A 24,441-nucleotide genomic window follows, 5' to 3' on the forward strand; every position below is an offset into this window, starting at 1 on the left:
CCATTGGACAGCATTTTCGCCCGACGGCTCCGCGGCGAACACCATGTGACATCCCTCCTGGACATGAGGGCCGGCACCTTCATGCCAGCGGGAGAAAATCCTCTCAATTCTCGAAAGTGAAGAGGCCGATCCATGGAGCGATGAACACACCGCAGCGATGCGTGTTCAAATGCGTGTCCGACATGAGCGACATCACCCATCGAGCACGCTGACACATGCCTCGCGAACTTCCCGTCGTCCTACCCCCGTCTCTCTGTCGTTGCTCCTGCATGCGAACCCGTGGGCGCTGCCCCTCGTGAAGGAGGAGGGCTACCCGCTCGCCACCGCCGCCCTCCCAGCCAGCCAACGCCACACAACGAGCGCCAGGGCGGAGCTGCGTTGAAGCGGACGGCGCCTTGCTGTCACGAACAGTGATGGAAGCCGGCCCAGTTGTACGTGGTGCAGCCGCGCCCCACGTTTGAGCAGAGCCCCCCTGCCCCACGTCATGCGGCCAGGAGGAATCAGGTGGCGACCGCCACGTCGGCCGCCGTTCTGCTCGAGCAGGGAGGAGTGGCGCCATGCCAGCCGAACCACACAGCACCGCCAGTTACTCGGAGGAGGTCTTTCCCTTCCTAGCGGGTGACGGGCGTGCGTTGCACCTGATCCGCATCCGCGGTGATGCAGAGCCGAACAAGGGGCCGGTCGTCTTGGTGCACGGCGCAGGCGTCCGTAGCAACATCTTCCGCGCGCCGGTACGGCAGACGCTCGTCGACGCGCTCGTGGCCGACGGATACGACGTGTGGCTAGAGAACTGGCGCGCCAGCATCGACGTTGAGCCCAGCGAGTGGACGCTCGACCAGGCGGCCGTTCTGGACCACCCGGCTGCCATCCGCACGGTGGTGCGCGAATCCGGGCACGACACCGTCAAGGCCATCATCCACTGCCAGGGCTCGTGCAGTTTCGCCATGGCCGCGGTGTCCGGGCTGCTCCCTGAAGTAGACGTCATCGTCACCAACGCCGTGTCTCTTCACCCGGTGGTACCCCACGCGGCTGCGGTGAAACTGAAGCTCGCCGTCGCTCCGGTGGCCAGGCTGACGCCTTACCTGGATCCACAGTGGGCCTTTGGCGCGCCCACGCTGACGGCCAGGCTTCTCACGCTCCTGGTCCGGGCCTTCCACCATGAGTGCGCCAACCTGGTGTGTCGCTGGTCCAGCTTCACCTATGGCGTCGGGTTTCCCGTGCTCTGGCGCCACGAGAACCTCAATTCCGAGACACACGACTGGCTCCAGCAGGAGTTCGCCAAGGTCCCTCTCTCATTCTTTCACCAGATGTCCGAGTGCGTGCGCGCAGGACACCTGGTGCCGGTAGAGGGCTTCCAGGCGTTGCCAGAGGACCTGGCAGTGCGTGAGCCGGAGACGGATGCACGCTTCGTCTTCCTTGCCGGTGAGCAGAATCGCTGCTTCCTCTCGGAGAGCCAGCGCCGCAGCTTCGAGCACCTGGAGCGATTCCGTCCCGGCTACCACATGCTGCATCTGGTCCCCGGTTACGGCCACCTGGACATGTTCATGGGCCAGGACGCCTCCCGAGATGTTTTCCCCCTCATCCTCGCCGAACTCGACAAACCGGTGTGAAGGAGCGCCGCCATGTTGTTCCGCCTGCCCAGCCGCATCCAGGCACAGTCCGGCCGTTACTCGCGCGTGGACGGCATCCCCTACACGCTGCCAATCAATTCCAAGTCCTCGCCGGCGCTGATGGCCGCATTCACTGTCGATGCCGAGCAGGCCGCCCGGCTGCTACCCGGCAACGAACTGCACCCACTTCGAGTGTCACGCCGGAGAGGCGTACTGCTCGTCACCGTCATCGACTATCGCACCACCGACATCGGCGCATACATCGAGTTCAGCATTGCCATCGCATGCACTCGCGGTCCCCGGCCATCACGCCCGCTGCTGCCCCTCATGTTCCAGAAACGCCACGGTCTGGGCCAGTACGTGTTCGACCTTCCCGTCAACACGGAGGTCTCCGTGAAGGGGGGCAAGGGCATCTGGGGCATGCCCAAGCACCTGGCAAACCTGGACTTCCGCATCCAGGACGGCACGGTGAGCAGCCGCTATGACGAGGGCGGCCAGCGGGTGGCCCTCATCGAAATCGACCGGCCTCGCCGCGCGTGGCTGCCGCTGTACGCCACAGCCGTCAACTACTGCGCGTTCCGCGGCATGCTCTTCAAAAGCTACATCTACTTCCGAGGAAAGTTTGGCTTCCGGCTGGGGAAGCGCGCAGGTGCACGGCTCGTCATGGGTGACCATCCACGCATTCGACCACTCCGGGCGCTAGGCATCTCCCGGCGCGCGTTCTTCACGAGCTTCCTACCCACATCCAGCGGGGTGCTCGACGACCACTTCGAGACCTGGTTCCTCAGTCAGGCCGTGCTGCCTGCGGAAACGTACCCGGAGGGGCTGGAGAGCGTGATGGGGATGGGCCAGGGGAAGACACCTCTGAAGCCGCCAGGGCCCCCACACACATGAGGCGCCACGAACCCGTTCCTCCTTCGACCTGGGCTGCTCGGACGCCTGGCGCTACCTCACAGTGGCCGGCGAGCACGGGCTGCCCTCACCCCGGAGATGATGCACATGACGTCCCCCGCACCCGACCTCACCTTCAAAGAGCGCATGTCCGGCCCCCTGGCGATGGGCGCAACAGACCCCATGAAGGGGGCGACCCAGGGCAATGCCGCGCGCTTCACCATGCATTGCACCATCAGCGTAGATGACCTGGACGCCTTCACCCGCGATGCAGCTCACGCTGCCCGGCTGGAGGCGCGCGTCAGCTACCCACCCCTGGGCAAGGAACTCCCCGTGCAACAGGGCCACTTCAACCTCTTTCGCAATGCGGATGAGCCTGGAACGAAGCTCATGAGCTACGGCCTGCGCTTCGGCGCGAAGGGCCGCGAGTACTTCCTGGAGGGCACCAAGACGCTTCGCGATGAGCCTGGGTTCGACCTCTGGCGGGACACCACACGACTCTACTGCTACCTCCACGAGGGCCAGGATGCCCGAGGCCCCGTGGTGGGCGCGGGCGTGCTGACGCTTGGTAAACGGGCACTCATCGAACTCCTCGGCAGCATGCGCTCGTCCCGCCATGGCACTGCGGGATTCGGCGCCGTGAGCCACTTCGGCAGGTTCTTCCTGGGGACGCTTTGGGACGTCTACGCGCCCAGGGCCCGGCAGGCGGGGGAAGCGCCATCCGCCGCGTTCATGGAGAGGAGCTTGTAATGGCATTTCGTCCCGAGCACTTCGACGCAATCATCGTGGGCTCTGGTTTTGGCGGCTCGGTGATGGCGTACCGACTGGCAGAGGCCGGCCTGCGCGTGTGCGTTCTGGAACGAGGAAAGGCCTATCCACCTGGCACATTCCCGCGCAGTCCCTACGACATGCGCAACAACTTCTGGGACCCGAGCAAGGGGTTGCACGGCCTGTTCAACCTCTGGTCCTTCCGGGGGCTGGGCGGCGTCGTCTCCTCCGGACTGGGTGGGGGCTCGCTCATCTACGCCAACGTCATGCTGCGCAAGGACGAGAAGACCTTCGTCCATGAGCATCCGCAGACCGGCGGTTATGAGTATTGGCCTGTCACCCGTGACGACCTCGAAGAACACTACGCCGCCGTCGAGCGGATGATGCACGTCCAGCGATATCCGCTGGCCTACCCTCCCTACGACGCCACGGCAAAGACGCTGGCCATGAAGCTGGCCGCCGAACGCCTGGGCCGTGCTGCCGACTGGCAGCTTCCCCCGCTGGCCATCACCTTCGCCAACGCCGGGGCGGCGCCCGCGCTCGGCGAGCCCATCTGCGAGACGGCACCGAACCTCTTCGGTCGCATGCGAACCACCTGCCGGCTATGTGGCGAGTGCGACATCGGGTGCAACTACGGCAGCAAGAACACACTCGACTTCACGTACCTGTCCGCGGCGCATCGCGCGGGGGCTGACCTGCGCACCCGCGCGGAGGTGAAAGAGTTCTGGCCCGCGGATGGAGGGGGCTACGTGGTTCAGTACGTGGACCATGCCGAGGCCCGCGAGGGCGAGCGGCGCGAGGTGGCCTCGGACCAACTCCAGCGAGTGACGCTCACCGCGGACCGGCTCGTACTGGGGGCGGGCACCTTCGGCACCACGTACCTGCTGCTGAAGAACCGGGCGCACTTCCCACGACTGAGCGCCCGGCTCGGCACACGCTTCTGCGGCAATGGAGACCTGCTGGGCTTCCTGCTTCGCAGCGTGGACAGCAGCTCTGGGACCCGCCTGCCTCGGGTGCTGGATGGCGGAAGAGGCCCCGTCATCACCAGCGCGCTCCACTTCCGTGGCAAGGAGGAGGGCGGCACCGGGCGCGGCTACTACATCGAGGACGCGGGCTACCCGGAGTTCATCAACTGGCTCTATGAAGGCTCGCAGCAGGCCCCCCTTCTGAGGCGGGGCATGCGCCTGGCCTGGCGCCTCATCAAGGGCTGGATCGGCCTGACGCGCGACACGGATGTCAGCGAGGAGATTGCTGAAGCGCTGGGAGATTGCCTGGGCTCGGCCACGTCACTGCCGCTACTCGCCATGGGTCGGGACATCCCCAACGGGAACATGCGCCTGACACGAGATGGGAAGCTGGACATCGACTGGCGCATGCATGGTTCGCGCGAGTACTTCGGCCGTGTGCGGAAATCCATGGAGGACATCGCCGACGCGCTGGAGGCGAAGATGGTGCACAACCCCCTCAGCTACTTGAGCCGGGTCATCACCGTGCATCCGCTGGGTGGCTGCCCCATGGGACGGACGCCAGCAGAAGGGGTGGTGAACGCCCATGGCGAGGCGTTCCACTACCCCGGCCTGTACGTGGCGGACGGCTCGGTGATGCCTGGCCCCACCGGCCCCAACCCGAGCCTCACCATCGCCGCGCTCGCGGACCGGTTCTCAGACCACTTGATTGCGCAATGGCCACGAACGACGGCGCTCCGCAAACACCCCACCACGGAGGAACGCATATGACGATACGAGCTGCCGGTGGGGGACGCCGCGAACCACGCAAGCCGCATGGCAAACCGATGGTGCGGTGGTTCCACCCGAGTACCCTGGTCAAGACGGGGGTAAAGGCCTTCCTCTCCGCTGTCATTGGCAAGCAGGCGGATCGCCGCCTTCTGGATGCGCTGACCAACCCGAAGCAGCCACTGGAGCAGCCTTACTTCGACTGCACCGTGGACAACGAGAATCGGCCGCGCGACGTGCTGTGGATGGACTACGTGTCCGACCTGGGTGATGGCTGGAACGCCACCTATGCGGTGGCGACAGCTGTGATGAACCCAGACCTGGCGCTGGAGGATCCGGAGGGGGTCACTCACCACACGAAGGGAGGCGAAGTGCTCATCTTTGGTGGTGACGAGGTGTACCCCACCGCGAGCGTACAGGAGTACTACGACCGGACAGTGGGCCCCTATGAAGCGGCGCTGAACCACCGACGGTGCCGGCCCTACCTGTTCGCCGTGCCGGGCAACCATGACTGGTACGACGGGCTTGTCTCCTTCGTTCGGCTGTTCTGCCAGGGCCGGACATCGGAGGCGTGGAGGACGCGCCAGCGACGTAGCTACTTCGCCATCAAGCTGCCGCATGGCTGGTGGCTCCTCGGCACGGACATGCAGTTGGAGTCCGACCTGGACAACGCGCAGGTGGAGTTCTTCAAAGACGTGGTCAGCTACATGCAGGACGGAGAGCGCGTCATCCTGTGCAACGCGGAGCCGGATTGGGCCGTCAGCAAAATAAAGGCGATCGCCGGGCGCAAGGCACTGGAAGGCAACCTCCAGTTCCTGGAGCAGTTGGTGCTGGGCAAGAAGGTGAGCATCTTCCTTTCGGGAGACCTTCACCACTACATGCGGCACTCGGACAGGGACGGACGACAAAAGATCGTCGCTGGCGGAGGCGGGGCCTACCTCTACCCCACACACCTGCCGCGCGAGAAGCGAGAGGCGGAGGGCTTCGAGCTGCGGCAGTGCTTTCCGCCGATCCAGAAATCACGGCGTCTCACGTGGCACAACCTGGCGTTTCCCGTCCTCAATCCATGGTTCGGCGTCTTCATGGGTGCCTTCTACCTGCAGCTTGGGTGGGGGCTTGCATCTGACATGAACAGCACGGGCGCATCGGACAAGCTCTCACGCGTGCTTCACCGGGCGCTCAAGGGGACAGGGACGTTGTTCCTCGGGGGCCTCACCCTTGTGAGCGCAATCACGTTCGCGGACGCGCGCCGGGGCGCACCCTGGCGATGGCTTGCGGGCGGATTCCACGGGTCGGCCCACCTGCTCACGGCAGGACTGCTTACTCGGGCGGCCGTCACACTGGTGAAGCAGCTCGGCGTGGGAGCTCCCGGAAGCCTGCGCCGAGACATCGCAAGCTGGCTGCTGCTATTCTCGTCTGGCTGCCTGGCCGCTCCGTTCCTGGTGGGGCTGTACCTGATCAGCTCCCTCAACATGTTTGGTTGCCACGCGAACGAGGCGTTCTCTTCACTGGCCATTCCGGACTGGAAGTGCTTCCTGCGATTGCGCATCGACGCCTCCGGATTGACGATCTACCCAGTAGGCATCCGGCGCGTCCCCCGCGCGTGGAAGCGAGGGGCGCCTGGCGGAGCCCCGGTGTGGGTGCCGGACCCTGCGGACACACGGGCCACCCGCCCGGAGCTCATCGAGAAACCCATTGTCATCGACCCCAACCGGGCGCGTCCCGTGAGGGTAGGCGTCGGATTGCGGCCACTTGTGAGCGTGCCCTGAACTGTAGCAACCGCATGTCCTGGCGTCGTTCGCACCGCGGTTGAGCATTCCGCAACGCCTCACGCCAGCGAACACGCCCCGCCTCAACTCCCAGACGCGAGCCTCACGCGGTGGGTCGGCGACAAGTCTTGTCGCTGCAACGAGACGGCCCGTATCTCCGGATGACAGACGTCATTCGCCGTGACGGACTTCTACTCCGTCTGTCGTTAGCCATTATCCCGCGCCCCCAGCGCCCGGCCCTCTCACCAGAAGGGCCGGGGCGTTCCGGCCATGACACAGACACCGCAACGCGTCATCCAGCGACGCAATCCGTTTCAACCCACCGGGTGTCAGAAACACACCATTTACATTAGGTGAAAACCCCCATACACACCGCGCGTCTCCAATTCGGGGACAACTCGCAATGAGGGGGAAGTCATGAAGAAGCTCAATACGTTGGGAGTTATGGGTCTGCTGTCTCTGACTGCCGTTGGCTGCGGTGGGGAGTACACGCCGGAGGACGCGCAGGCCATGCAGCAGCCTGAGCTGAGCGAAGTGGAGCAGGCCATGGAGTCCGCGTGGATTGACGCGGGTCAGACGCGCGATTTCTCGACCTGGCTGTTCGGCGTGACGCCGTTCTCCATCCAGAACGTCGGTACCGCCCCCACGTCGTATTACGCGTACTGCGGGAGCAACAACATCTCCGGTACCGTCAACGTCGGCCAGACGCACAGCAACCTGAACCTCAACTGCGCGTGGCCCGGGGCGCGGCTCTACGTGAGCAACACGAGCGGCACCGTCGGCACCCACAAGCTCTACGTCTGGACCTGGTAGCGCGCTGTTTCGGGAGCCCGCCATCCGGGTGGCGCAACGGGGGGAACTCTCTGCAGGGGGTTCCCCTTTTTCAGGGTCGCTCGCCCCTTGACTGAACGTGCTTTCAGGCCCACGGTGGGCGTATGAAGGCGCGTCCCATCGACAATCCGCCCAACCCCTGGGCGAGCACCGCGGTGGAGTACCTGGACGAAATCCCGCCGTCCAAGCTGGAGGTCTTCGAGGACCACAGCCGGCAGGTGCTGTCGCACAACGACAGCCCGGACGTGGGGTTCAGCTGGAGCGTCAACCCGTACCGGGGCTGCCTCCACGCCTGCGCGTACTGCTACGCGCGGCCCACGCACCAGTACCTGGACATGGGCGCGGGCACCGACTTCGAGACGAAGCTGGTGGTGAAGCCCCGGGCGCCGGAGCTGCTCCGCGAGGCCTTCGAGAAACCCTCCTGGAAGGGGGAAACCGTCGTCTTCAGCGGCGTCACCGACTGCTACCAGCCGCTGGAGGCCTCCTTGCGGCTGACGCGAGGCTGCCTGGAAGTCTGCGCCGAGTACCGCAACCCGGTGGGCATCATCACCAAGGGCGTGCTCGTCGAACGGGACCTGGACGTCCTTCAACGGCTGGCCCGGGACGCGCGCCTGTGGGTCAGCATCAGCCTCCCCTTCCACAACGCGGAGCTGGCCCGGGCCATGGAGCCCTATGCCGCCTCCCCCATGCGCCGGCTGCTGACCATCCGCCGGCTCACCGAGGCGGGCATCGACGTGGCGGTGTCGGTGGCACCCATCATCCCGGGCCTCAATGACGAGGACATCCACCGCGTGCTGGCCGCGGCACGTGAAGCTGGCGCCACCCGCGCGCACCACATCCTGGTGCGGCTGCCCGGCCCGGTGAAGGACGTCTTCGCGGAACGGCTGCGCGCGAAGCTGCCCCTGCGCGCGGAACGGGTGCTCCACCGCATCCGGGAAACCCGCGGCGGGGCGCTCAACGACAGCCGCTTCAAGCACCGCATGCGCGGTGACGGCCTCTACGCGGAGACCATCCACCGCCTCTTCCACACGGCGGCGCGCAAGGTGGGCATCCGCGCCTCCTACATCACCGAGGACGCCCCGGACACCTTCCGGCGCCCGGAGCGCAAGCCGCCGCCCACGCCGCAGCTCAGCCTCTTCTGAGCGCGCACGCAGGCGGCGGGCGTCATTTCCGGATGGCTTGGACAATGGTGATGAGGATGACGGAGCCCACCGTCGCCACCAGCAGTGACCAGAGGTTGAAGCCCGTCACCCCGGTGCCGCCCATCAGACTGAAAACCCAGCCGCCAATCATGGCCCCGACGATGCCGGTGGCGATGTTGGCGAACATGCCCATGCGGGCGTTGGTGCCCTTGATGATGCTGGCCAGCCAGCCCGCGATGCCACCCAGCACCAACCACGTACAGATTCCCATGACGACCTCCTTCGTGCCCTCCGGTTGCTATCAGACCTCCCGCCCTCGCGCAGCGGCCGGCCGTCCTCATCTTGTACGCGCGAGCCACGGACGCATTGCATCCCGCCCCTGAAACGACGACGCCCCGTGCCTCGCTCGGAGACACGGGGCATCCACGCCGCACGTGGCGCGCACCGGCGTCACTCAGTCCTTGCCGAGCATCCCGTCACGCAGGCTGCCATCCACCGGGCTCTTGCCCACGAAGACGGAGAAGAGCGCGTCGGAGAAGTCCTTGCCCTCGACGGAGATCTCCTTGCCCGTCTTGCTGGACACCTGCGTGCCCTGGCCGGGGATGTACGTGAGGATGAGCTCGTCACCCTTCTTCACGTCCGGGATGGCCGCGTTGAAGGTGTCCAGCTTGGGCTGGAGCTCCGGCAGCTTGGAGCCCGCGTTCTTCTTGAAGCCGTCGCCAATGGCATCGACGATGGTCTTCTTGTCCAGGTCCCGCAGCATGTACATGCGCACGCGCTTGATCTGGTCCGAGCTGATGATGGCGGCGCCATCCTTGGACGGCGTCTCCAGGTAGAGCCCCGCCGTGTAGACCTTGAACACCAGCTTGCTGCGCAGGCCCACGCCGTTGAGCTTCAGCTCCTTACCGGCAACGGACGCGGTCTCCGGGTACTTCACCCCCGCGACCTCCTTGGCGAAGGCCGGAGCGGCGAACATCAGGGACAGCACGACGGCGGTCAGCGTGGCTTTCATGAATCCTCCGGGTGTGGGTAATCCGTGCGGTTGGACGCAGCCTACCCGCGCGTCTTCACGAAGTGGTCCATGAAGGCGGCCAGCGTGCGCACATTCTCCACGCTCACCGCGTTGTACATCGAAACGCGGATTCCTCCGGCCGTCCGGTGCCCCTTGAGGCCCACCATTCCTTGCTGCTTCGCGTCAGCGACGAAGGCCGCATCCAACGCTTCCGTGGGCAACTGGAAGACAGCGTTCATCACTGAACGGGACTCGCGCTCCACCGGCGCGCGGTAGAATTCCGGGTGCCGGTCCACGGCCCCGTAGAGCAACGCCGCTTTCTCCCGGTTCCACTGCTCCAACTGCGCGAGCCCCCCCACCGACTGAATCCAGGCCAGGACGTTGCGCACCAGGTAGATGGCCAGGGTCGGCGGCGTGTTGTAGAGCGAGTTGTTCTCCGCGTGGGTGGTGTAGCGGAAGATCTTCGGAATGTCCGTCCGGCCCCGCGCGATGAACGCCTTGTCAGCCACCACCAGCGTCACGCCGGAGGGCCCCAGGTTCTTCTGCGCGCCCGCGTAGATGAGGCCGAAGCGGCTGACATCGAAGCCCTTCCACAGGAAGTCCGAGCTCATGTCCGCCACCAACGGCACGTTCCCCACGTCCGGGAAGGTGTGCCACTGGGTGCCGAAGATGGTGTTGTTGCTCGTCAGGTGGACATACGCCGCGTTCGGCTCGAGGCGCAGCTCATCCTGGCGGGGCACCCGCGTGTAGCGCTTGTCCGGCTGCGCCGTGCTCACCGCGACGCGCGGCGCGCCGTAGTACTTCGCCTCGTCGAAGGCCTTCTCGCTCCACACGCCTGTCATGAGGTAGTCCGCGCTGGCGCCGGGCCGCAGGAAGTTCATCGGCACCTGGGCGAACTGCTGGGAGGCGCCGCCGGTGAGGAACAGGACCTGGTGGGTGTCGGGAATCCCCAGCAGCCGGGTCAACAGGGAGATGGCTTCGTCGTGGACCTCCTCGTATTCCCGCCCCCGGTGGCTGTGCTCCATCACCGACATGCCGGAGCCCTGGAAGTCAATCAGTTCGTCCCGAGCCCGCTCGAGGGCCGGTAGTGGCAATCCGGCCGGGCCGGCATTGAAGTTGATGACGCGCATGTCAGTGTCCCTTCTTGAAATGAACGGCCGCGGCGACATTCTTCCCCCCAGCGCCCCCCCGGGTGCCAGCGAGAAGAAGGTTGCCCGCTTGCTTCCATGGAGACGGTAGCGTCCACCGGCCCTGTGGCCGGCGGGCCTTTACGAGGGTCTGGAGGACAGGTGGGTGCGTCGGAGGGACTGACGGATTGGGTGCGGCGGGCAGCGCATGGGGAGGCGTCTGCCTATAGCGAAATCTACCGGCGCACACGCCCCCTGGTGGCGCGGCTGGTGGGCGGTTTCGCCCAGCTGGACTCGGATGAGGTGGAGGACGTCATCCAGGAGACCTTCGTCCGGGCGTTCCGGGCGCTCCCGAGGCTGAAGGAGCCGGGGGCCTTCGAGTCATGGCTGCTGTCCATTGCCCGAAACCGGGCCCGGACGCGGCTGGAGCGGAAGTCCAGTACCCGGCGGCTGGAGGAGGACGTGGCGGACCCTGAACCGGAACCGGTCCCCCACATTCCCGAGGCGCTGCAACTGGAGCGTGACATCGAGGTGGTACGGCGACTCATCGCGGAGCTGCCCGAGGGCGAGGAGAAACGGACGGTGCACCTCTTCTACGTGGAGGGTGAGCTGTCCGCGCGGGAGATTGCGGAGAAGCTGGGCGTGGGAAAAAGCGCGGTGACGATGCGGCTGGAGCGGTTCCGGTCTCGAATCAAGCGCGAGCTGCTGCGGCGAGTCCTCGCCGGCCGGTGGGAGTGAGTGTTCATGAAACACCTGAACGATGGCGCACTGCGCGCCCTTTCCCGCCGAGAGCCCGAGGCCGTGGCGTACTTCGCCACGCACCTGGCGCACCCCTGTGAGACGTGCGAGGCGTTCCTCGCCACGCACCCGGGCCCGGGCCTGCTCGACGGCCGGTGGACTCGCTGCTGCTGGGGCTCGCTCCGACGGGCGCGTCCGCCCCGCCCCTGGATGACGTGGGTCTGGCGCGCGTGCGGCGCGCGCTGCGAGCCCATCGGCCCGCGGCCGGGCACTGGGGCCTGGTCGCCGGAGGACTTGCCGCGTGCCTGCTGGCGGTGGTGTTGCTACCCCGCATGCGGACGGCGGACCCGGCCGGCCAGGAAGGCTCCGCGGCGGAATGGACGGGTGAGAAGGGACGCCTGGCACGCATCGCCCTGGAGCTGTCGGTGGTGGCACGCGACAGCGCGGGAGTCCTGCGGCGTCTGGACCCGGGCAGCTCGGTGGAGGATTCGGAGGTGTTGCTCCTGCGCTACCACGCCACCGAGGCGGGCACCGCCCTGCTCTTCGAGCAACGGCAGGGCGCGGCGCCGGAGCTGCTGGGCCACTTTCCCCTGGCCGCGGGCACCCACGACCTGCAGGGGCCGCAGGGGCTCGCGGGCGTGAGCCTCGCGGGAGAGGAAGGCCCGGTGACGCTGTGGCTGGTGGGCTCCACCGGTGCGCCGCCTGAGGCCGAGACGGTCAGTGAAGTGTTGGAGGGACGAAACGAGGCAGCCCCCCAGGGGCAGGACCCACTGGCCATCATCCGGTTCGACGTGAGCGTGCGAAGCAGCCAGAATCGTCCTTGAACGGTTCCACGTGAGGCGACTCCTTCCCATCCTGCTGGCCTGCCTGGCCGCGTGCGCGACGCCCTCCTCCTCCGGGGAGAAGGGCGGACTGGTCCCGCTGAAGCTCGATGAGGCGTCGCTGTCCAGCGCCTACAAGCCGCGCCGGATGGCCCTGCTGGTGGGCATCGCCTCGTTCGACGACCCGCGCTGGAAGGGGCTGCGCTACACCGTCAAGGACGCCCATGACCTGGGCGCCGCGCTGAAGGACCCCGCGCGCGGCGGGTTCGACCAGGTGCGCATGCTCACCCGCCGCGAGGAGACGACGCGCGAGGCCATCCTCGCGGCGCTCCGGCAGCTCAAGAAGGACGCGAGCCGGCCCGACGACGTGGTGGTCGTCTACTTCTCCGCGCACGGCACGCTGGCGCGCGACGCGAAGGGCGAGCTGCGGCGCTACCTGGTCACCCGCGACGCGGCCTACCGGGACATTCCCCAGACGGCGCTGAGCATGGACACGCTGAAGGAGGAGTTCGACGGGCTGGCCAGTCGGCGCCGCATGCTGGTGCTGGCCACCTGCCACAGCGGCAGCGGCAAGTCGTTGCTGCCCAAGGAATTGAAGGCGGAGCTGGAGGGCATCAAGTCCGGCTTCTACGCCCGGCCGCTGGAGGAGTCGTCGCGCGCGTCCATGGTCTTCGCCGCCTGCGACTGGGGCGAGACGGCGCGCGAGGACGAGAGCCTGCGCAACGACATCTACACCCACTTCCTCATCGACGGCTTGAGCGGCGCGGCGGACCGCAATGGTGACGGCGCCGTCACGGCCACTGAGGCCCATGACCACGCACGCCGCCGCACCTTCGCCTTCACCGAGGGCGGCAGCGGCCGTCGGCGGAAATCATGGAAGTGGGCGCGGACCCGGTGGTGCTCTCCGGCAGCATCACCCGGACGGGCCGCCCCGAGCTGTTCTCCTACAACCCGCGCCTGGATGGCTTCACGCTCAAGGTGGACGGCGAGGAGCGCACGGACCTGCCCGGCGGCGCGGCGGTGGCGCCCGGCAAGCGGACGGTGGAGCTGACCAAGGGCGACGCCGTCCTCATGCGCCGCGACGTGGAGGTGGGCCAGGGGGACCGGCTCCCCTGGAGCGCCTGATGGCGGAGGCCTTCCCGCGGCGCTCGCTGTCGCTGCTGGGCGGCATGTTCAGCTTCGCGGATGCCCGCAGCCGCGCGGAGCTGCTGCCCATGTCCCCCGAAGTCGCCCTGTCATTGCGGCTGGAGGACCAGCCGCTTCAGGATTTCGGACTGCTCTTCGACGTGGCCTTCAGCACTGGCGACCGGGCCCTGCAGCTGACGCCGGGCAGCGAGGTGCCCTTCCGCTACACCACCCTCTCCGCGGGCGTGGCCCTTCCCTACCTGTGGCGCTGGGAGCGGCTGACGTTGTTCGCGGGGCCGCGTGTGGCCGGCCTGCACCTCAGGCGGTCCTTTGACGTAGAGGCCGCCGTCAACGGGCAGCGGTTCTTTACCGTCAGCCCCGGCGTGGTGGGCGGCATCGTGTGGCGGGTGGGTGAGCGGCTGGAGCTGATGACACAGGCCCAGTTCATGCTGACGTATGTCGTTGTGGATGGGCAGGGGCAGGCCGTGGGTTTCACGGGTGGCTGGGCCGGCGCGGGATATCGATTCTGATGCGCTCGACGATTCACATCGCGGTAGCCACCCTCGTGGCCTGCTGCGCCGCGGGCTGCGGCAACCTGGAGAACGCCCCCTTCCGGGTGGGCACCGTGCATGGGCAGCTCACGGAGAGCGACCCCGCGGTAGCCATGGTGTCGCTGGTGGGCCAACCCGGCGTGAGCAGCCCTGTCGACGCGGACGGGCGCTTCACCCTGGAAGACGTCCCCACGGGGATGGCGGAGCTCTTCATCATCGCCACGACCGAAAAGGCCGCCCGCGTCCAGGTGCGGGTATTGGGAGGCCAGTCCGTCCAGGTGCAACCGGTGGCGCCCACGCCCGCGGGCTTCCTCGACTTGCACGTGAAGACGACCAACGGCTTCCGGCTGACCGCGGCGGAGGCGTCCGTGGAGGGCACGCCCTTCCAGCGGCTGCTGCTGGACGCGAAGGGGCGGCTGCGCGTGGGGCCCCTTCCGGACGGCTGCTACACGGTGACGGTGACGGCCCTGGGCTTTCCAGCCACCCAGGTGCAGGACTGCGCGGGCCCGGGCGAGAAGAAGGAGCTCAAGGTCGACCTGGTGGTGGACGAGTCGCTCCTCGAACAGGGCTGCCAAGAGATCGGCTGCGAGGAAGGCCTGGTGTGCGCGCCGAACAAGAAGTGCCTGGAGTGCTTCGGCAACTCGCACTGCGGCGAGGGATTGACCTGCAAGGGCAACCGCTGCGAGGGCCCCGGTCCCCTGTGCGCGCCCTGCACGGGCGACTGGCAATGCGCCGCTGGGACGTACTGCGAGGTGCTCCCCGAAGGAAGCGCCGCGTGCGCCACCCGGTGCGGCGGCGACGATGACGCTCCCCCTCCGTCCAGGCGCTGCCGGACGACGTTGGGTCGGCACAGTGCGCGCCGGGCTTCACCTGCCAGTCCGGGCGGTGCCTGCCAGATGCCGCGAACTTCGCGGGCTGCCATGCCCTGCGGCGGATGGACGCGCCCTGCACCGACGACGCGAGCTGCCACGAGCTGGGACTGCTCGAAGGGCGCTGTGTCAGCGGGGCCTGCACGGCGCCCTGCGCAACGGACCTCGACTGCCCGGGCAACCGGCGGTGCGTGGATTCATCGGCGGGCCGCGTCTGCCGGCCGGGACGTGACCCCGTGGCGAGCCAAGGCCCCCTCGGCTCCGCCTCGTGCTGGTCCCACTGGTCGCCGCCACGTTGTGGGGCTGTGAGCCAGCCCCCGCCCTCCGCCAACGACTCACAACACGCCTCCCCGGCTCGAAGTCAGCCCCACCCTGGACATCATCCCGCTGCGCGTGGGCCGGCCGTGGAGTTCGCGGCCACCGTCGAGGATGCGGAGGAAGGCGCAGCGCTGGGCGCCAACGTGCTGTGGGTGTCCTCCGTCGAAGGGCAACGGGCCCGCGGCGCACGCGCCACCCTCGCCTTCCACGAACCCGGAGCGCAGCGGCTGACCGCCTCGGTGGTGGACGCCGGTGGACTGGCCGCGAGCGCGTCACTCCACCTGAACGTCCTCGCGCGGGGTGCTCCCGTGGCCACCGTGCTGCGCCCCGCGCCGGGCAGCACCTTCAACCTCGGCGAGGAGCTGGGCCTGGAGTGCATGGCGATGACGGAGCGTGGCGTGCGGCTCCAGGGGCGCGCGGTGCAGTGGACGTCCGCGCTGTCCGGGCCGCTGCCTGCCGGCGACGTGGTGCGGGCGACCTTGTCCGTGGCCGGCGAGGACACCCTCCGCTGCACCGCGGTGGACTCCGCCACGAAGGTCTCCGCCACCGCCGACGTGCGCGTCACCGTCCGCGCCACGCGCGCCCCCAGCGTGCGCATCCTCCGGCCCGAGCCCACGGAGGTCTTCGTGAAGCAAGGCGAGGCCCCGCCCCACGGCGCCTCCGTCCGCTTCGCGGCCACCGCCCAGGACTTCCACGCCGAGGGAGGCGCGGGCAACCTCGACGGCGCGGTGGAGTGGAGCCGGCGCCCTCGGGGCATCCGCTGGGCCGAGGCCCGGCCCTGACCCACGCCTTCACCACGCCCGGCGTCTACACGGTGAGGGCGCAGGTGGTGGATGGGCGCGGCAACACCGCCTCGGACAGCGTGCGGGTGCGGCTGGTCACCAACCTTCCGCCCCGGTGCGAGCTGGAGCTCCCCACGACCGAGAATCCACGCGTGCTCGTGGGCGTCCCCAGCCAGCTGCGGGCCCGCTGCGTGGACCCGGAGACGGAGCAACCGGTGGAGCCCATCTGGACCACCAGCGCCGAGCCCACGCCCCTGGGCACGGGTGAAGCCGTGAGCGCCGTGCTGTCCGTGGCCGGTGCGCAGGTGTTGTCCGCGTGCGCCGTGGACCCAGAGGACACCGCGTTGCGCGGCTGCGTGGAACGGCCGGTGCGCGCCATCATCAATACGCCGCCCACGGGCTGCGCCATCCAGGCACCGCTTCCGAACGCGGTGGTGAACGCGGGTGTGCCGCTGGCGCTCACGGGTTCGGCGTCGGACGCGGAGGATGCGCGGACGGGCCTGCGCTACACGTGGGTGTCCTCGCGGGACGGCGCACTGGCCCAGGGTCCGAGCACGCACACCGTCCGCCTGTCCACGCCCGGCCACCACGTGCTGACGCTCACCGCGACGGACCCGTGGGGACTGGCCTGCGCGGCGGCCGTGGCCGTCACCGTGAACGGCGCGCCCGACGTGCGGGTGGAGAGCGTGATGCAAGGACTGCTGGATTGCGGCAGAGGCCCATGCCAGGAGGGGCAACCCGTGGTCCTCACCGGCTTCGCGAGGCCCGCGGTCCCCCAGGGCCACATCGCGGAGCTGGCGTGGCTGGACAACCTGGCGGGGAGCCTCTTGGCGGTCGCGCTGCCGCTGCCCACCGCCACCCTCGCCTTCCCCCTCGCCGGTCGCCATACGACGGTGCTGGCCGCCACCGACCAGGACGGCCCCGTGAGCCGCGCGGCGACGTCCTTCACGGTGCTGCCGCTGGGACGCGCGCGGTTGATGGAGGACGTCCCGGACGCGCAGCGGCCCGTGGTGGCCCTGGCGCTCACCCCGGATGGGCTCCGCTACGCGGATGGCACTTCTCCCCGGGTGTATGCGGAGCGCGCGTCCACGACGGTGCTGGACGTGAACGCCCCGGCCCTGTCGCTCCATGCGTTTCAAGGTGGCAACGTGCTCTTCGTAGGCACCGACGGCGGCGGCGTGCTCCGGTGCGTCCAGCGCACCTGCACCCGGCACACGGGCGCCATGCTCGGGGCCACGGGCGCGGCGGTGACCGCGGTGGCCGCATGGGAATCCCCGGACGTGCTGCTGCTGGGCACCCGCCGGGGCCTGGTCCTCACACGCGCGAGCGACCCCGCCTCCGGAGGACGCGCGGGCACCGTGGGAGGCCGCCGCCTGCTGGAGGGACGCGAGGTGCGCCAGCTCGCCATCTCCCCGGACTCCAGCCCGGAACGCGTGACGGCCTGGGCGGCCACGTCGGGCGGCCTCGCGGAAATCACCCTCTGGGCGGACGACGACTTCGAGCCCGGGCTGGCCGAAGTCTCGGTGCGACTTCACGCTCCGCCGGCCATCCCCGATGACGACGTCCTCTCCGTGGCCGTGGGGCCGGAGGGCCAGGTGTTCGCCGGCACGAGGAAGGGCTTCAGCGCGCTGGGACAACCCGGTCCCGCGCTGCGCGACGCCCCCTGGAGACTGCAGGACGAGGAGATTCGCACGCTCCTCTTCGAACGGCAGGCCGTAGACGCGCGCACCCGGGACATCCTCTGGGCCGGCACGAAGAACGGGCTGGTGCGTTATGACGTGTCAGCAGACATCGCCTCCCACTTCGGAACGGAAGAGGGCTTGCCGGACCCGGACGTGAGCGCCCTGCTGGTGGCTCCGGGAGGACCGCGCTACGTGGGCACGGCGCGGGGCCTGGTGACGTACCCCTGGCACTGAGCGCCCAGACAGCGCGGGCACTTCATCCCCCGTCGCTGTCGTCCGGGAGGAGCACCAGTCCGTCGCGGCCGAAGCGCGTCACCGTCGCGCGCAGGTCGGCTTCCGCCATGCCCGTGGCCGCCACCACGTCCGCCAGGGCCAGCCCTTCCACCGCCATCTTCAACACCAGCAGCGCCGGTGGCGTGGCGGCCATGTAGAGCGTCTTCAACTGCTCCGGGTGGCGCCACAGCAGCGCCAGCTCCGCGCCTGCCTCCGGTGACGTCGCGGCGCCTCGGGCCCGCACGTACGCGCAGAGGTGGAAGTCGTGCTCCAGTGCCACCAGGGTGGGATTGGCCGTCAGCCGCGCCACGCGCTCGGGCGAAGGCTCCAGGGACGCGAACACCGCGAAGTCGGTCCACTCGAAGCGGGCCAGTGCGGGCACGAAGGGCGCCAACCCCCACGAGGCCGCCGCGTCCGCGAGGAACGCGGGAAAGCCTTCGCACAGGTGGTTGAGCTCATGGTGCCGAGCCGGCCGCGTCCGCGTGAAGGCCACCACCAGGCCGTCCCATGCGTCCTGCCCCAGGGCCTGGCGCGTCAGCGGAAAGACCTTGTCCAGCGCGGAGCGCACATGGCCGAGCACGAAGCCGCCGTAGAGCGACACCCGCTCACGCGGCGCCTCCCACCCCGGGTGCCTCGCGTACAGCGCGGCCAGCGACTCCGGGCCGGGCTCGGCGAGGTAGTCCCCCATGCTGTCGAAGAAGTCGCGCAGGGACGGCTTCATGGGCCGGCGACCTCCCGCAGCGATGCGCGCGCAATGTCCGCCTCGTCCAGCACCGCGTCCAGGGAAGGAAGGTCCTGGTCCCACTCGATGAGCGTCGCCACCGGCCCGGTGCGCGCCAGCACGTAGCGGTAGAGCGACCACACGTCGTCGCAGACGCGGTCGCCATGCGTGTCGACGATGACGTCCGGGTAGCAGGTGTGGCCGGCCAGGTGAATCTGCACCACGCGCTCCAGCGGCAGGGCATCCACGAAGGCCCGCGCGTCGTAGCCATGGTTGCGCGCGTTGACGTAGACGTTGTTCACGTCCAGCAGCAGCCCACAGTCCGCCTGCTCCACGACGCGGCGGAGGAAGTCCGCTTCCCGCAACGTGCCGCCGGGCATCCGCGCGTAGTAGCTGGGATTCTCCAGCAGGAAGGGACGGCCCACCCGGTCCATCACCTCGCGCACGCGGGGCACCACGTGCTCGACAGCGGCCTCGCTGAACGGCAGCGGCAGCAAGTCGTGCAGGTACACACCGTCCAGCCGCGAAAAGCAGAGGTGGTCGGAGAAGAAGGGCGCGTCCACCCGCTTCACCAGCGCCGCCAGTCCCCGGACATAGTCGTCGTCCAGCGCGTCCGGGCCGCCGATGTTCAATCCCACGCCGTGGGGCAACACGGGCCACCGCTCCGCGCAGGCGTCCAGCGCGCGCTGCGAGCGCCCACCCAGCGACAGGAAGTTCTCCGGGATGATCTCCACCCAGTCGAGCGGCCGTTCGGTGCGCGGCAGCTCCGCATAGAAGCTCCTGCGCAGCCCGATGCCCGCGCCCAGCGGCTTCAGCCCATGTCGCTGTGCGTACGTCACCACGGCAGAAGCCCTCTCGAAGCGTGGGAAACAACCCGGGCGCCGGCGGCGCTGCTCAACCGCCCGGCAGCGAGGGCCCGGCCTTCACCAGGCCCTCGGAACCTCCGTCCAGCGGAACTACTCCTTCTTCTGGCCGCCGCAGGAGCCGGAGCCGCACGAGCCGGCGCCACAGCTACCCTCGGCGCCCTTCTCCTCGGTCGCGGCCGGAGCGGCCTCCTGCGACTCCGTGGCGCCGCTGCTCTCCGCGCCAGTCTCCTCGGCCGTGGCGGGCTCCATCTCCGCCGACTTCTTGGTCGCACAACCCGTGGCCAGCGCGGCCAGGGACAGGGTGCCGACAACCGCTGCAAGCGCCTTGACGTTCATGGATGAGACTTCCTTTCGGTACTGCGTGGGGGTGTTGTGTAGAGGTCGCGGTTGCATTCAGGGTGTTTCGCCGTGGCTGCGCCGACCGACCACCGAATCACGCAACAGACTGTCTCGAGCAGGTACCAGCGAGACGCCGTTGGGTCCTTCCTGGACACCCAGCGCTTCTAGCAGACCGGCCTGCTCCGCAAAAGCAGGCCGCGGCAAGTGCCGCTCCAGCAGAGCATTGAACAGCGGCTGTCCCGCGACGGCATCCACCGCGGCACCGAATGCCCCGAAGGTCGAGGAACTGCCGCGAGCCGCGAGCAACTCCAACACGTCATCCAGCCCGCGCGTGTTTCCAGTGATACGGCGCAATTCCACATCCAGATGCAACGCGAAGAGCGCTCCCGTCCAATAGACAGCGAGCGAAAAGCTGTCTTGAGACACGGCCTCCTGCATGGTTCGCGTGTCATTGCCCTCGAGCCCCCGAGCGAAGCCGCCCAGCAGCTCCTCCCAGGCGCGCCGCGAGTCCTGCCGCCCGGAGCGCGCACGCGCGACCTCCGTGTAGTAGGTGGCCAGCCCCTCCGACAGCCACGGTACGCGGGGCACGAAGACAGGATGGGTCAGGTGCAGCATCTCGTGGACGGCCACCCAGTCCCGCGCGAAGTCCTCCGGCCGCGCCTCCTGCCCCACGCTGATGGAGATGCTGGGCGGCGAACTCCAGCGCACCATGCCGAAGACGCTGGGCCCGTGGTGCCCGGGCGCGGGGATGACCCGCACGGTGATGCGCGGATGCGGGAAGGCGCGCCGCACGGTGCGGACCTCCTCCGCGGCCTTGCCCAACCAGGTGCAGACGGCCGCGTCGCTCAGGTGCGTGAAGTGTCCCAGGATGGCCACGTCCAGCACCGCGTCCGGCAGGCGCACCGGCATCGGCGGCCGCCGAAGCCGTGGAAGCCCGAGTCCACCAGGTCCTCGCCGCGCAGCCGGTACACGCCATTCTCCCCGGGCTGCCACGGCAGCAATGCATCGGTGCCCACCAGCGACAGCTCCACGCGAAGGCCCGGTTTCACCACCCGCGGCCGGATGAGGTAAGCGCGGCCCGCGACGTGCCGCGCATCGCCGTCTCCGGAGCCTTGAAAGAAGTCCGGGCCGCGCTCGCGAATGGAGGCGTCCAGCGCGTAGCGGTAGCGCAAGAAGCGCGTCCCCCGTGGCAGCACGACGCGGCCCTCCTGGACGGGCAATGTCTGGACGCCCCCATCCTCCCGGTGCGCGGACACCGTCGTCACGGCGCCCGGCTGGCTGAAGAGGAACTCGCGCGGCGTGCCTCGCACCAGCACCACCTCCACGTCCACCGCGTGCTCGGGCTCGCGCACGTAGGTGAGGTTGTAGCGCAGCGCCGCCGCATCATCCCTGGGGTGGTGGCGCAGCGGCGCCTGACACGACATCAACGACAGGCCGAGCAGGATGACGGCGGCGGCCCGGGCACGCATGCACAGCGGCGCCCTGCTCCACCTTCGCGGCCCTCCATGCCCACCGTCCATACGCGGCGAAGGTTCGCCCATGACGCGCCGGAGGTGAATCGCCCCCTGGCAGCGTGCGCCCCGCTCAGCCCCACGTTCGATCGCACCCGAGCCCCGGACTGTTCTTGTAAACCGGCGTTTTTTCCTTTACCGCAACGCGCCCCGCCCATGCCGCAGTGCAGCAGTAAATGCTTGACAAGGCGCTGTAGCGAGCGCGACGACAGGTTCCCCACACGCCCAAAAGGGCTGTGATTTCATGAGGTTCAAGGTAGCAGGCACCCCGGCTCCGACCGCGGTCCAGCCGGTCCGTCGCAGGGCCGACAGGGGTCCTCGTGGATGAAAAGGATCATTGCAAATCGGTAAATCGATTTGCAGAGTGGGTAAAGAGCCCGAGGCGCGCGCGGCCATTCGCGATCGCCGGAGGCGTCAACGCACCCGGCCATGAACGACAACGCACTGAACGCCAACGTGGGCCTGAAGCTTCGGGGACTGCGCCTTGCACGGAACATCAAGCAGGCGGACGCAGCCAAGGACCTGGGCGTTTCCCCCGCGTACCTGAACCTCATCGAGAAGGGTAAGCGGGTGATGCCCTTCCCCCTGCTCTGGAAGGCCCTGCGCTACTTCGACCAGGACCCCGAGCAGTTCATGTCCACGCTGGGCGAAGGCCGCGTGGACGAAGCGCTCGCGAAGCTGCTGGACGAGCCGCTCCTCAAGAGCCTCGACATCGACCCGGAGTCGCTCCAGTCCCTCTCCGCGGAGCCGAAGCTCGCGGGCACGGTGGCGGCGCTCTTCAACCTCTACAAGAACACCCGCACGCAGTTGGAGAACGTGCTGGCACAGCTCAACGTCGAGGAGCGCACGCGCACCCAGGGCGGCCCGGGCAACGGCACCTCGCCCGGCGTGCGCTTCGACTACTCGCCCTTCGACGAGGTCAGCGACTTCCTGGAGAAGCACCGCAACTACTTCCCGGAGCTGGAAGAGCAGGCGGACGCGCTGCGCCGCGACGTGCGGCTGGAGCGGCAGATCACCAGCGGTCAGCTCATCCGGCTCCTGGAGGAGCGCTTCGGCTACCGCGTCCTCTTCGACGACCCGTCCCCCTCCGGCTCATCCGTGGTGCGGCGGTTGGACCCGGAGGAGCGGACGCTGACGCTGTCGCCCTTCCTCACCGAACAGCCGCTGAAGTTCCAGATTGCCGCGTCCATTGGCCTGCTGGTGATGGACCGCGAGAAGCTGCTGGAGCGCGTGCTGGACGCGGGCCGCATGCGCCACGGCGAGACGCAGCGGCTCATCAAGGTGAACCTGGCCAACTACTTCGCCGGCGCGCTGATGCTGCCCTACGGGGACTTCTTCAAGGAGGTCCAGCGCACGCGCTACGACGTGGAGCTGCTGTCGAGCATCTTCGGCTCCACCTACGAGACGGTGGCCCACCGCCTGTGCAACCTGTCGGACCCGAAGCGCCCCGGGCTTCCGTTCCACTTCCTGCGCGCGGACATCGCCGGCAACATCTCCAAGCGCTACAGCGGCACCGGCATCCGCTTCGCCTCCGGCGGCGGCAGCTGCGCCAAGTGGGCCGTGCACCTGGCCTTCCTCAACCCGTCCCAGCTGACGCGGCAGTACTCCATCATGCCGGACGGCACCGCCTATTTCTGCTTCGCCAAGGTGCAGCTCCAGCCGATTGAGGGCTCCATCGTCAAGGGCACTGCGTACTCCATCGGCCTGGGCACCCACGCGGAGAACGCCAAGTACCTGGCCTACGGCCTGCCCACGACGGACCTGCGCAAGGACGCCATTCCGTCCGGCATCTCCTGCCGCTTCTGCGAGCGCACTGACTGCAACCAGCGCGCGGCGGCCAGCTACCGTTTCGCCTTCGCCTTCGACGAGTACACGAAGAAGGACTGCTTCTTCTCCCCCATCCTCGTCCACGAAAAGGCTGACAAGGTGGAGAAGGACCGGCACCCCAGCGCCCATTCCCTGGCCGTGGCCGCCAACGGGACTGACGGGAGCGAGAAGGACGATTCGTTGGACAAGACCTCCCGCCGCCGCAAGGGTGGCGACGCCTGAGGCCCCCCATGCACCACCCGCCCGAAGACACCCAACGCACCCACATCCTCGACGCCATCCAGAAGCAGAAGAACGCGCTGGCGCCGCTGCGCATCACCGGCTCGCCCACCGAGGTGGGACAGGGTCTGGTGAACCTGGCCGAGCTGCACGGTCTGCTGGAGGACCACGCCGCCAGCCGGCAATTCTACGAAGAGGCGCTCGAGAAGTTCCAAGAGGCCAAGTACAAGCCCGGCCAGGCGCAGGCCCTGATGGGGCTGGGCGTGGTGAAGGCGAACTTCGAGGATCACCGCGGCGCCATCGAGCAGATTGCCCGCGCCGCCATGCTCTTCAACGAGTCCAAGGACCGTGAGGGCGAGGCCCTGGCCCGCGCCTGCATCGGCGAGTCCCTGCGCTCGCTGGGCCAGCCAGAGGCCGCCGAGGAGAAGTACCAGGAGGCGCTCATCCTCCTGCGCCAGACGCGAAACACGGAGCGGGTGGCGCGGCTGCTCATCGACATCGGCGACATCCGCATGGAGAAGGGCGACTACGAGCCCGCGCGCAAGCGCTTCCTGGAGGCCGTGCCGCTGCTGGAGCAAGGTGATGACCCGGAGGCGCTCGCGCTGGGCCACCTGCTGCTGGGCGAGTCCGAGGGGCTTCTTGGCAACCACGAAGGTGCGCGCCCGCACCTGCTCCGCGCGGTGGAGTTGTACCAGGAGGTGCACGACCATGCGTATGAGGCCCGCGCCCGCTGGGACTTGGGGCTGTCCTGCTACTACCAGCAGGACTTCGCGGCGGCCCGCAAGCAGTTCGAGACGCTGATTCCCCTCTACGGAGATCTGGGTCAGACGGGCGAAGTGGCCAAGGTCCAGAACATCCTGGCCCACTTCACCGCGCGCGGCGTGTGAGCGCTCCTCCCTGACACCGGGGAGAGCGC

Annotated in this window: 24 protein-coding genes; 16 read left to right on the plus strand and 8 right to left on the minus strand. The window is 68.4% G+C overall.

Features of this window, described 5'->3' with window-relative positions:
• Positions 1-557 precede the first annotated feature (557 nt).
• From QEG98_RS26450 to QEG98_RS26480, 7 genes are all read left to right on the plus strand, one after another.
• The gene (locus QEG98_RS26450) at positions 558-1,610 is read left to right on the plus strand and encodes an alpha/beta fold hydrolase (RefSeq protein WP_316563254.1); all 1,053 of its coding nucleotides are present in this window, start codon (positions 558-560) and stop codon (positions 1,608-1,610) included.
• A 12-nt stretch (positions 1,611-1,622) separates the two neighbouring features.
• Positions 1,623-2,504 (plus strand): acetoacetate decarboxylase family protein, encoded by an 882-nt coding sequence (locus QEG98_RS26455; RefSeq protein WP_316563255.1) that lies wholly within the window; start codon positions 1,623-1,625, stop codon positions 2,502-2,504.
• Positions 2,505-2,609: 105 nt separating this feature from the next.
• Positions 2,610-3,251, plus strand: a complete 642-nt coding sequence (locus QEG98_RS26460; RefSeq protein WP_316563256.1) for a hypothetical protein — start codon at positions 2,610-2,612, stop codon at positions 3,249-3,251.
• Positions 3,251-5,005, plus strand: a complete 1,755-nt coding sequence (locus tag QEG98_RS26465; protein ID WP_316563257.1) for a GMC family oxidoreductase — start codon at positions 3,251-3,253, stop codon at positions 5,003-5,005. The genes QEG98_RS26460 and QEG98_RS26465 overlap by 1 nt, the downstream gene beginning before the upstream one ends.
• A 56-nt stretch (positions 5,006-5,061) precedes the next feature.
• Positions 5,062-6,771: a metallophosphoesterase gene (locus tag QEG98_RS26470; protein WP_316563258.1), complete on the plus strand. Its 1,710-nt coding sequence runs from the start codon at positions 5,062-5,064 to the stop codon at positions 6,769-6,771.
• A 417-nt stretch (positions 6,772-7,188) separates the two neighbouring features.
• Positions 7,189-7,584, plus strand: coding sequence for a hypothetical protein (locus QEG98_RS26475; RefSeq protein ID WP_316563259.1), 396 nt, complete (start codon positions 7,189-7,191; stop codon positions 7,582-7,584).
• Between the two features lie 122 nt (positions 7,585-7,706).
• Entirely contained in the window at positions 7,707-8,744 is a 1,038-nt protein-coding gene (locus tag QEG98_RS26480) for a PA0069 family radical SAM protein (RefSeq protein WP_090493178.1), read from the plus strand.
• Positions 8,745-8,766: 22 nt separating this feature from the next.
• On the opposite strand, the gene QEG98_RS26485 is transcribed toward QEG98_RS26480, so the two are convergent.
• The 3 genes from QEG98_RS26485 to serC all read right to left on the minus strand — a co-directional run bounded on the left by QEG98_RS26485 (position 8,767) and on the right by serC (position 10,886).
• Complete coding sequence (locus tag QEG98_RS26485; protein WP_090493180.1) at positions 8,767-9,015, minus strand: GlsB/YeaQ/YmgE family stress response membrane protein; 249 nt, start codon at positions 9,013-9,015, stop codon at positions 8,767-8,769.
• 183 nt (positions 9,016-9,198) lie between these two features.
• On the minus strand, positions 9,199-9,756 hold the full coding sequence (locus QEG98_RS26490) for a chalcone isomerase family protein (RefSeq protein ID WP_011554925.1): 558 nt from the start codon (positions 9,754-9,756) through the stop codon (positions 9,199-9,201).
• A 41-nt stretch (positions 9,757-9,797) separates the two neighbouring features.
• Entirely contained in the window at positions 9,798-10,886 is a 1,089-nt protein-coding gene (gene serC / locus QEG98_RS26495; RefSeq protein WP_316563260.1) for a 3-phosphoserine/phosphohydroxythreonine transaminase, read from the minus strand.
• 159 nt (positions 10,887-11,045) lie between these two features.
• Between serC and QEG98_RS26500 the strand changes: the two genes are divergently transcribed.
• The 7 genes from QEG98_RS26500 (at position 11,046) to QEG98_RS26530 (ending at position 18,003) form a co-directional block, all read left to right on the plus strand.
• Positions 11,046-11,621, plus strand: coding sequence for an RNA polymerase sigma factor (locus QEG98_RS26500; RefSeq protein ID WP_141592035.1), 576 nt, complete (start codon positions 11,046-11,048; stop codon positions 11,619-11,621).
• 155 nt (positions 11,622-11,776) lie between these two features.
• Positions 11,777-12,445, plus strand: coding sequence for a hypothetical protein (locus QEG98_RS26505; RefSeq protein ID WP_316563261.1), 669 nt, complete (start codon positions 11,777-11,779; stop codon positions 12,443-12,445).
• Between the two features lie 10 nt (positions 12,446-12,455).
• Positions 12,456-13,493 (plus strand): caspase domain-containing protein, encoded by a 1,038-nt coding sequence (locus tag QEG98_RS26510; protein ID WP_316563262.1) that lies wholly within the window; start codon positions 12,456-12,458, stop codon positions 13,491-13,493.
• 73 nt (positions 13,494-13,566) lie between these two features.
• Positions 13,567-14,097, plus strand: a complete 531-nt coding sequence (locus QEG98_RS26515; RefSeq protein ID WP_316563263.1) for a hypothetical protein — start codon at positions 13,567-13,569, stop codon at positions 14,095-14,097.
• Positions 14,097-15,296 (plus strand): carboxypeptidase regulatory-like domain-containing protein, encoded by a 1,200-nt coding sequence (locus QEG98_RS26520; RefSeq protein WP_316563264.1) that lies wholly within the window; start codon positions 14,097-14,099, stop codon positions 15,294-15,296. The genes QEG98_RS26515 and QEG98_RS26520 overlap by 1 nt, the downstream gene beginning before the upstream one ends.
• A gap of 95 nt (positions 15,297-15,391) precedes the next feature.
• Positions 15,392-16,087, plus strand: coding sequence for a hypothetical protein (locus QEG98_RS26525; protein WP_316563265.1), 696 nt, complete (start codon positions 15,392-15,394; stop codon positions 16,085-16,087).
• Positions 16,039-18,003 (plus strand): hypothetical protein, encoded by a 1,965-nt coding sequence (locus QEG98_RS26530; RefSeq protein WP_316563266.1) that lies wholly within the window; start codon positions 16,039-16,041, stop codon positions 18,001-18,003. The genes QEG98_RS26525 and QEG98_RS26530 overlap by 49 nt, the downstream gene beginning before the upstream one ends.
• Before the next feature lie 22 nt (positions 18,004-18,025).
• On the opposite strand, the gene QEG98_RS26535 is transcribed toward QEG98_RS26530, so the two are convergent.
• The 5 genes from QEG98_RS26535 to QEG98_RS26555 all read right to left on the minus strand — a co-directional run bounded on the left by QEG98_RS26535 (position 18,026) and on the right by QEG98_RS26555 (position 21,437).
• Positions 18,026-18,763, minus strand: coding sequence for a DNA-binding domain-containing protein (locus tag QEG98_RS26535; RefSeq protein ID WP_316563267.1), 738 nt, complete (start codon positions 18,761-18,763; stop codon positions 18,026-18,028).
• Positions 18,760-19,605, minus strand: a complete 846-nt coding sequence (locus QEG98_RS26540; RefSeq protein ID WP_316563268.1) for a DUF692 domain-containing protein — start codon at positions 19,603-19,605, stop codon at positions 18,760-18,762. The genes QEG98_RS26535 and QEG98_RS26540 overlap by 4 nt, the downstream gene beginning before the upstream one ends.
• 114 nt (positions 19,606-19,719) lie before the next feature.
• Positions 19,720-19,965 (minus strand): hypothetical protein, encoded by a 246-nt coding sequence (locus tag QEG98_RS26545; RefSeq protein WP_090493199.1) that lies wholly within the window; start codon positions 19,963-19,965, stop codon positions 19,720-19,722.
• A gap of 57 nt (positions 19,966-20,022) precedes the next feature.
• A complete protein-coding gene (locus QEG98_RS26550; RefSeq protein WP_316563269.1) occupies positions 20,023-20,877 on the minus strand; it encodes a hypothetical protein in 855 nt (284 codons plus the stop codon).
• On the minus strand, positions 20,814-21,437 hold the full coding sequence (locus tag QEG98_RS26555) for a hypothetical protein (RefSeq protein ID WP_316563270.1): 624 nt from the start codon (positions 21,435-21,437) through the stop codon (positions 20,814-20,816). The genes QEG98_RS26550 and QEG98_RS26555 overlap by 64 nt, the downstream gene beginning before the upstream one ends.
• A 471-nt stretch (positions 21,438-21,908) precedes the next feature.
• On the opposite strand from QEG98_RS26555, the gene QEG98_RS26560 reads away from it, so the two are divergent.
• Positions 21,909-23,528: a short-chain fatty acyl-CoA regulator family protein gene (locus QEG98_RS26560; RefSeq protein WP_090493203.1), complete on the plus strand. Its 1,620-nt coding sequence runs from the start codon at positions 21,909-21,911 to the stop codon at positions 23,526-23,528.
• Positions 23,529-23,536: 8 nt separating this feature from the next.
• Positions 23,537-24,412 carry a tetratricopeptide repeat protein gene (locus QEG98_RS26565; RefSeq protein ID WP_090493205.1) on the plus strand — a complete coding sequence of 292 codons (876 nt, stop codon included), beginning with the start codon at positions 23,537-23,539 and terminating at the stop codon, positions 24,410-24,412.
• The last annotated feature ends 29 nt before the right edge of the window (positions 24,413-24,441 follow it).

This window comes from Myxococcus sp. MxC21-1 (assembly GCF_032612255.1).
In the GTDB taxonomy this organism is placed as follows: Bacteria; Myxococcota; Myxococcia; order Myxococcales; family Myxococcaceae; genus Myxococcus; species Myxococcus virescens.